At 70.3% G+C, this 6147-nt stretch carries 8 protein-coding genes; 7 read left to right on the forward strand and 1 reads right to left on the reverse strand.

Going from position 1 to position 6147, the window contains the following annotated elements; translation table 11 throughout:
* The coding region (locus VH112_01115; GenBank protein HEX4538819.1) for a hypothetical protein at positions 1 to 507 on the reverse strand (507 nt) is incomplete at its 3' end.
* A gap of 198 nt (positions 508 to 705) precedes the next feature.
* Here VH112_01115 and infC point away from each other — a divergent pair.
* The 7 genes from infC to VH112_01150 form a co-directional block, all read left to right on the forward strand.
* Entirely contained in the window at positions 706 to 1368 is a 663-nt protein-coding gene (gene infC, locus VH112_01120; GenBank protein ID HEX4538820.1) for a translation initiation factor IF-3, read from the forward strand.
* Positions 1369 to 1370: 2 nt separating this feature from the next.
* The gene (gene rpmI, locus VH112_01125) at positions 1371 to 1568 is read left to right on the forward strand and encodes a 50S ribosomal protein L35 (GenBank protein HEX4538821.1); all 198 of its coding nucleotides are present in this window, start codon (positions 1371 to 1373) and stop codon (positions 1566 to 1568) included.
* A 61-nt stretch (positions 1569 to 1629) separates the two neighbouring features.
* On the forward strand, positions 1630 to 2034 hold the full coding sequence (gene rplT / locus VH112_01130) for a 50S ribosomal protein L20 (GenBank protein HEX4538822.1): 405 nt from the start codon (positions 1630 to 1632) through the stop codon (positions 2032 to 2034).
* Positions 2035 to 2126: 92 nt separating this feature from the next.
* Positions 2127 to 2864, forward strand: coding sequence for an RNA methyltransferase (locus tag VH112_01135; GenBank protein ID HEX4538823.1), 738 nt, complete (start codon positions 2127 to 2129; stop codon positions 2862 to 2864).
* A gap of 3 nt (positions 2865 to 2867) precedes the next feature.
* Entirely contained in the window at positions 2868 to 3938 is a 1071-nt protein-coding gene (locus tag VH112_01140; GenBank protein HEX4538824.1) for an ATP-binding protein, read from the forward strand.
* Positions 3931 to 4983: a phenylalanine--tRNA ligase subunit alpha gene (gene pheS / locus VH112_01145; protein HEX4538825.1), complete on the forward strand. Its 1053-nt coding sequence runs from the start codon at positions 3931 to 3933 to the stop codon at positions 4981 to 4983. The genes VH112_01140 and pheS overlap by 8 nt, the downstream gene beginning before the upstream one ends.
* 9 nt (positions 4984 to 4992) lie before the next feature.
* The coding region (locus VH112_01150) for a phenylalanine--tRNA ligase subunit beta (GenBank protein ID HEX4538826.1) at positions 4993 to 6147 on the forward strand (1155 nt) is incomplete at its 3' end.

The following is a 6147-nucleotide window of genomic DNA, read 5'->3' on the forward strand; positions in this document are numbered from 1 at the left end:
GCCTCCTGTCCCCCCTGACTCCGGCGCTCCTGTGTCCGGGCCCGATCGTCCGGCGGTCTCGTCCGCGGTGGTCGTCCCGCCCAGCTGCACGAAGGCCAGCCGCAGCTGCCTGAGCCCCTCCCGCAGATTGGCCTCCTCCTCGCCCAGACGCGAACCGAGCCCCTCGACCAGCAGGGCGAGGGCGTCAATAGCCAGCCGGGCCTGGTCGAGCTTGGGAGGATCGAGCGACAGATGGAGGGCGGCCAGCTCGAACATGCCGTAGCAGTGGTTGGCGATGACGGTCCGCGCCGGGGTGTCGGCCAGCTGCTGGCGCAGCTCCGTCATCCGCTCCCGCAGCTCGGGGTCGTCCTCCTCTACCGCCTCGCCGTCCGGTCCCCCGCCGGGCGGACCTCCCGCGCCGGCCGGCGGCGGTCCCGAGGTCGGTGGACGGTCGCTTCCCCCTCCTCGCTGCTCCCCGTCGGGACGGGGTACGGGACGCTCTCCACCGGGTGTCCAGAGGCTGCTCATGACTGATAGCGTAGAGGGCAAATCGAGACGGAAAGCGGGGCCGGGCAGTCCGATGAGGCGGCACGATCCCCACCCTTCCGTCGCCCGGGGGTATCCCGGTAGGCGTGTCGGGTCCATGCTCGCTTTGGGGCGGGCGTCGCTTTCCGACGCCTGCCCTTGTCGCGTTTCGAGGGCCCAACATGACAGGAGTGATGCCGCATAACTGCCGCAGCTGCCACCACCGAGCTCAGGGTCAACGATCGGATCCGAGCCCGTGAGGTACGACTGGTCGATCCGGAGGGCACGCAGCTAGGGATCAAGCCGCTTCCAGAGGCCCTCCATATCGCCAGGGAGCTGGATCTGGATCTTGTCGAAGTGGCTCCGCAGGCTTCCCCGCCGGTCTGCCGGATCATGGACTACGGCAAGTTCAAGTTCGATGCGGCACAGCGGGCGAAGGAGTCTCGCCGCAAGACCACCAACGTCGGGATCAAGGAGATGAAGTACCGGCCCAAGATCGGCAGCGGGGACTTCGACACCAAGACACGCCGGGTCGTCAGGTTCCTTGGTGAGGGCCACAAGGTCAAGATCACGATCATGTTCAGAGGCAGGGAGATCTACCACCCCGAGCTCGGGAAGAAGATCCTCGACCGGATCGCCGAGGAGGTCGACGGCTCGGCCAAGGTCGAGGCCGCACCACGCCTCGACGGTCGCAACATGATCATGGTCCTGGCCCCCGACAAGCGGGCTCAGCGGTCATCGGCGGCCCGAGCGGAGCGGTCGGACGGAGCAGACGATGGTTCGGGGGTCGCAGTCAACGGAGGGTCCCCGGGTGCGGCAGCCGATGCCGATCGGGCGGCCGACGCCCATCCACGGGAGAGCTGAGCATGCCGAAGATGAGAACGGACAGAGGTGCCGCCAAGCGGTTCAAGGTCACGGGGACGGGGAGGCTTCGCCGGCGCCAGGCCTTCCGGTCGCACCTGCTGGAGAAGAAGTCCAGCACCCGCACCCGCCGGTTGGGTCGCGAGGTGGACGTCGCTTCCGGCGGTGACACCCGTCAGGTGAAGCGGCTGCTCGGCCTGTAGGGCCCTCACGCCACTGATCATCGGACCACTGGTCCGACGCCCCCGACAGAAGGAGCCCCGCATGGCCAGGGTAAAGCGCGCCGTCCACAGCAAGAAGCACCGCCAGGCCGTCCTGGAGAAGGCACACGGCTACTACGGCAACAAGAGCCGCAGCTTCCGCGCTGCCAACGAGCAGGTCATGCGGTCCATGCAGTACGCCTATCGGGACCGTCGGGCCCGCAAGGGGGACTTCCGTCAGCTCTGGATCCAGCGGATCAACGCCGCTGCCCGCCTCCACGGGATGAGCTACAGCCGGTTCGTGGCCGGCCTGCGCCGGGCGCAGGTCGACGTGGATCGCAAGATGCTCGCGGACCTGGCCGTGAACGACCCGGCCGCGTTCGCCGCCCTGGTGAGGGTGGCGGCTGGGAACAGCTCGGCGGCCGACGAGGATGAGTCCAGTGACGGAGTCGAGGAGGACGCTTCCTGAGTCAGGCTGCGCTCGCCTGGCGTCACCAACGCGTCCAGCGCCTGCGTCGCCTCCTGCGGCGGCGGAGCTTGCGCCAGGCCGAGCGGGCCTTCGTGGCCGAGGGTTCCAAGGTGATCTCGGTCGCCCTCGACGCAAGCGCGCCGGTGGAAGCGCTGTTCTATGCCCCCGAGGCGGGGGGCGACGATCGGGCTGGAGCGGTGATCGACCAGGCGGTCGAGGCTGGGGTGCGGGTGTACCCGCTGGCGCCCGGCGTCATGGAGCGGGTGGCCGACACGGCGACCCCGCAGCCCCTCGTGGCCGTCGTCGCCTTCGTCGACGTGGGCCTCGACGCTCTGGCCGAGGCGTCCCTCGTCGTGGTGTGCGCTGACGTGCGCGATCCAGGCAATGCGGGCACCGTGCTCCGCAGCGCCGAGGCGGCCGGCGCCGACGGGGTAATCTGCTGTGACGGCTCGGTAGACGTGTACAACCCCAAGACCGTGCGGGCGTCCGCCGGGGCGTTGTTCCACGTTCCGGTCGTGGCGGGAGGAGACGTGGCGCCGGTACTGGAACGGCTTGGGGGCTGGGGCATGCATCGTTTGGCGGCGGCGGCCCACGACGGGCGGGACTATACCGAGGCGGACCTGACCACAGCGGTGGCCCTGGTCCTCGGCAACGAGGCTGCGGGCGTGCCCAGCGGGCTCGAGCGCTGGATCGACGAGCCTGTCAACATCCCCATGTCGGGACGGGCCGACTCGCTCAACGTCGGAATGGCGGCGGCGGTGCTGTGCTTCGAGGCTGCCCGTCAGCGACGCCAACGGGCCCAGCGCGGCTGCGGGGCCCGGAGGGCCTGAGCGATGCCGGACGAGACCGACCAGCTCCCCGACGCGGTGATCCGTGTCGACGGGTCACGGCGGATCGTGGGTGCGAACCGCGCCGCGACCGAGCTGACCGGCTTCGCCGCGGGTGAGCTGGTCGGCCGGGACTGCGCCACCGCCCTCGAGACGAGAGACCGGGAAGGTCGTCCGGTGTGGGTGGGGGGCTGGCATCGATCGGCTCACCTGCCTTCTGTGCGGACGCTGCCCGAGCAGGAGGTGATCCTTCGAGGGGCTGACGGCATCGACGCGCGGGCCTTCGTGACCGGCTCCTACCAGCGCGACCCGGCCGGCGAGATCGTGGGTGCGGTTCTCGTCCTGCGGGACGCCCGGCGGAGGATGCACCAGACGGTCACGGGGATCGAGATCGTCTCCACGGTGAGCCACGAGCTGCGCTCCCCGCTCACCTCGGTGAAGGGGTACACCAGCCTGCTGATGAACCGGTGGGACCGGCTCGGCGACGAACAGAAGCGGATGATGCTCGAGCAGGTCAACCACGACGCCGACCGGGTCACCCGGCTCATCACCGAGCTGCTCGACATCAGCCGTCTCGAGACCGGCCGTCTGGTGCTGCGCCGGCAGATGATCGACCTGAGCGCCCTCACCGACTCGGTGCTGGACAAGATGGCGATGGAGTATCCCGGCCTCGGCGTGACTCGGCACTTCGACGAGCCCTTCCCGACGGTGTACGCGGACCCGGACAAGGTGCTCCAGGTGATCACCAACCTGGTGGAGAACGCGTGCAAGTACGGTTCGCCGCAGGGCCTGGAGGTCACGGGCGAGGCTACGGAGGAGGAGGTCGCCCTGTCGGTGACCGACCAGGGGCCGGGCATCCCATCCGAAGATCTCGATCGGGTGTTCACCAAGTTCTTTCGCCGGCCCGAGGGCAAGCCAACGGGCTCCGGCCTGGGTCTGTGGATCAGCCGCGGCCTGGTCGAAGCCCACGGGGGACTGCTGTCGGTGCGTTCAATTTCGGGGCAGGGGTCGACCTTCCGCTTTACGCTGCCGCGCGTGGAACCGGAGATTCTGCGGCAGGCGACGGCAAGTGCCTGACGTCGCCAACGCCAACGCCTTCGACATCGCCGACGCCGAGGCGGAGGGTCGGGCGAGGATCGATGCTGCTGGCTCGGTGGAGGCCCTGCGGGCGGTCGAGACCGAGGTGGTGGGGCGGCGCTCCCGCCTGGCCGCTCTCCAGCAGCGTCTCGGCGGGCTCAGTCCCGACGACCGGCGCGCCTACGGTCGCCAGCTGAACGAAGCGCGGGCGCGCCTGCAGGCCGCGCTCGAGCGCCGGCGGGCCGAGCTGGAGGAGGCCGAGCGACGGGCCCGCCTCGAGTCCGAGCGCCTCGACCTGACCGAGGTGCTTCCCCGGCCCGGACCTGGGCACCTCCACCTCGTGACCCAGACCCAGGCCGAGCTGGAGGACGTGTTCGTGGGCATGGGGTATGCCGTAGCCGAGGGGCCCGAGGCCGAGACCGACTGGCGCAACTTCGAGGCCCTCAACCTCCCACCGGGCCATCCCGCCCGCAGCATGTGGGACACCTTCTATCTCCGGCTCGAGCCTCTGGGATCGACGCTGCTGCGCACGCACACCTCGCCGGTCCAGATCCGCGTGATGCAGGCTCAGCCTCCCCCGATCTTCATCGTCGCCCCCGGGCGCTGCTACCGCCGGGAGACGCCCGACGCCCGTCACCTTCCCGTCTTCCACCAGATCGAGGGGTTGGTCGTCGACCGCGGCATCAGCTTCGCCGACCTCTCCGGCACCATCGAGGCGTTCACCACGGCGTACTTCGGTCCCGAGATCCACTCGCGGCTGCGGCCCTCCTTCTTCCCGTTCACCGAGCCGTCGGCCGAGTACGAGATCAACTGCACCATCTGCCGGGGCGGCGGCTGTCGGACCTGCTCCGGGACAGGGTGGGTGGAGCTGGGGGGCGCGGGGATGGTGGACCCGGCAGTGTTCGCGGCCGTGGGCATCGACGACGAGGAGTGGTCGGGCTTCGCCTTCGGCTTCGGCATCGACCGCTGCGCCCAGATGCGCCACGGGATCGCCGACATGCGAGTCCTGCTCGAGAACGACATCAGGTTCCTGTCCCAGTTCTGAAGACCCACCATGCGCGTCCCCCTGTCCTGGCTCCGTGATTTCGCGCCCATCGAGGCCGATCCCGCCGACCTGGCCCTGACCCTCGACGATCTCGGTCTGGTCGTCGACGGTGTCGAGCGGGTGGGCGAGGGGCTCGATGGCGTGGTGGTGGCCCGGGTGCTCGGGATCGAGCCCATCGCCTCGGCCGACCACATCCGACTGGTCACGGTGGACGCCGGCGGCGACGCCGTGGACGTGGTGTGCGGGGCGACGAACTTCTCCGTCGGGGACCTGGTGCCCCTGGCCACCGTGGGCACGGCGCTGCCCGAGGGCCCGACGATCACCCGGCGGCGGATGAAGGGTGTCGAGTCGAACGGGATGCTGTGCTCGGGAAAGGAGCTGGGCCTCAGCCAGGACGGCGCGGGCATCCTCGTGCTGGGCTCGGAGGCGGGCCCAGGGCCCGGCTCGGGCCCCTCCACCGAGCCGGGCACACCGTTGGCCGAGGCGCTCGGCATCGAGCCCGACGTGGTCTTCGATCTGGAGATCGAGGGCAACCGGCCCGACGCGCTGTCGATCGCGGGCGTTGCTCGGGACGTCGCCGCCCGAATGCGCCTCCCCTTCTCGATTCCCGACCCGCACCCGGTCGAGGGCGAGGTCCCCGTGGCCAGTCTGGCCACGGCGGTCGTCGAGGCACCCGACCTGTGCCCCCGGCTGCTCGTGCGGGTGCTCGTCGACGTGAAGGTGGGCGCCTCGCCGCAGTGGGTCACCCGCCGTCTGGTGCTCGCCGGTATGCGGCCGATCAACTCGATCGTCGACGCGTCCAACTACGTGATGCTCGAGCTGGGCCAGCCCACCCACCCCTACGACCTCGACCGCCTGGGCGGCCACGGGCTGCTGGTGCGCCGGGCGCGACCGGGGGAGACCGTCGTGACCCTCGATGGGGAGGAGCGGCGGCTGGGACAAGCGGTGCGCGGGGGAGGCACAGCATCGGGTCCGGGAGAGCGCCCCGAGACCGACGACTGCCTCATCTGCGACGCCGAGGGCACGCCCGTGGGACTGGCGGGGATCATGGGGGGCGCCTCGTCGGAGATCTCGTCCGCCTCGTCGCGAGTGCTGTTGGAGGTCGCCCACTTCGAGCCGATGGCCATCGCCGCCACTGCCGCCCGTCAGGGTGTCCGTACCGAG

The organism is Acidimicrobiales bacterium (assembly GCA_036270875.1).
Lineage (GTDB): Bacteria > Actinomycetota > Acidimicrobiia > Acidimicrobiales > AC-9 > AC-9.

Bases quoted from the DNA above. Each gene is read 5' to 3' on its own strand.
- rpmI (HEX4538821.1), top strand. From the start codon at position 1,371: ATGCCGAAGATGAGAACGGACAGAGGTGCCGCCAAGCGGTTCAAGGTC.
- rplT (HEX4538822.1), top strand. From the start codon at position 1,630: ATGGCCAGGGTAAAGCGCGCCGTCCACAGCAAGAAGCACCGCCAGGCC.
- VH112_01140 (HEX4538824.1), top strand. From the start codon at position 2,868: ATGCCGGACGAGACCGACCAGCTCCCCGACGCGGTGATCCGTGTCGAC.